This window comes from Sinorhizobium sp. 8-89, from assembly GCF_030124325.1.
Classification (GTDB): domain Bacteria; phylum Pseudomonadota; class Alphaproteobacteria; order Rhizobiales; family Rhizobiaceae; genus Sinorhizobium.
In genome coordinates this window covers 5001-6433 of the sequence record NZ_JASKLR010000062.1, presented here as the reverse complement: position 1 = coordinate 6433, position 1433 = coordinate 5001, and the positions used below count along the sequence as shown (strand labels likewise).

Genomic DNA, 1433 nt, shown 5'->3' with positions numbered 1-1433 from the left:
GAAACGGCAAAGGCGCCCGGGAGGGCGCCTTTTGTGGATTGTTGGTTGCGGGGGCAGGATTTGAACCTGCGGCCTTCAGGTTATGAGCCTGACGAGCTACCGGGCTGCTCCACCCCGCGTTAACTTCTGGGCCGGGTCGACGCCCGGTATTTTTTTGTTTGCCCGTCCTCGGCCTTCGGCCTGCGGTCGGCCGGGGCTGCTCCACCCCGCGTTATTGTTTCAAAGCAGAAGGGCCGCTTTTGGCGGCCCGTACTTCGGCTTGGGCCGAGGCGTGAAGAGAGAAGATGTTTTTCTTGCGTTTTGCAGACCTGGCAGCGACCTACTCTCCCGCGTCTTAAGACGAAGTACCATCGGCGCTGGGGCGTTTCACGGCCGTGTTCGGAATGGGAACGGGTGCAGCCACCCCGCCAGAACCACCAGGTCGGCAAAGCGCAAGCTTTTGCTCCCCGCGGGGAGCAAAGTTTTTCGAGAAGCTGGTGAAGCAATTGCTTCGTTTTGAACACGTCATTGTCTGCCGCTCTCGGCCGAAGGCCGCAAGCGCAGAGCGCGTCGCGCCTTGTGGCGCGGCCCGTCCGCAGCGCTTTCGCGCGTCAGGACAGTCAACAGCTCATCTTCGATGAGCATGAGCAATGGGAACGATCAAGCCGATCGAACGATTAGTACCGGTAAGCTTCATGCGTTGCCGCACTTCCACACCCGGCCTATCAACGTGGTCGTCTTCCACGGTTCTCAAGGGAATACTCGTTTTCAGGTGGGTTTCCCGCTTAGATGCCTTCAGCGGTTATCCCTTCCATATATAGCTACCCTGCTATGCCCTTGGCAGGACAACAGGTCCACCAGAGATATGTCCATCCCGGTCCTCTCGTACTAGGGACAGATCCTGTCAATATTCCTACACCCACGGCAGATAGGGACCGAACTGTCTCACGACGTTCTGAACCCAGCTCACGTACCGCTTTAATTGGCGAACAGCCAAACCCTTGGGACCTGCTCCAGCCCCAGGATGCGATGAGCCGACATCGAGGTGCCAAACAACCCCGTCGATATGGACTCTTGGGGGTCATCAGCCTGTTATCCCCGGCGTACCTTTTATCCGTTGAGCGATGGCCCTTCCACGCGGGACCACCGGATCACTATGACCGACTTTCGTCTCTGCTCGACTTGTCAGTCTCGCAGTCAGGCGGGCTTATGCCATTGCACTCGACGAGCGATTTCCGACCGCTCTGAGCCCACCATCGCGCGCCTCCGTTACTCTTTCGGAGGCGACCGCCCCAGTCAAACTACCCACCATACACTGTCCCGGATCCGGATGACGGACCGCGGTTAGACATCCATGACGATAAGGGTGGTATTTCAAGGACGGCTCCACAGGAACTGGCGTCCCTGCTTCAAAGCCTACCACCTATCCTACACATGCCGACACGAATGCCAGT

1 tRNA gene and 2 rRNA genes (1 of these 3 only partly in view) are annotated in these 1433 nt (G+C 58.4%); all 3 read right to left on the bottom strand.

Annotated features, from left to right (window positions below):
• Window positions 1–42: 42 nt before the first annotated feature.
• A tRNA-Met gene (locus tag QN219_RS33520) sits at window positions 43–119 on the bottom strand.
• A gap of 187 nt (window positions 120–306) precedes the next feature.
• Window positions 307–421, bottom strand: a 5S ribosomal RNA gene (gene rrf, locus QN219_RS33515).
• 214 nt (window positions 422–635) lie between these two features.
• Window positions 636–1433, bottom strand: a 23S ribosomal RNA gene (locus QN219_RS33510); it runs 2146 nt beyond the window's last position.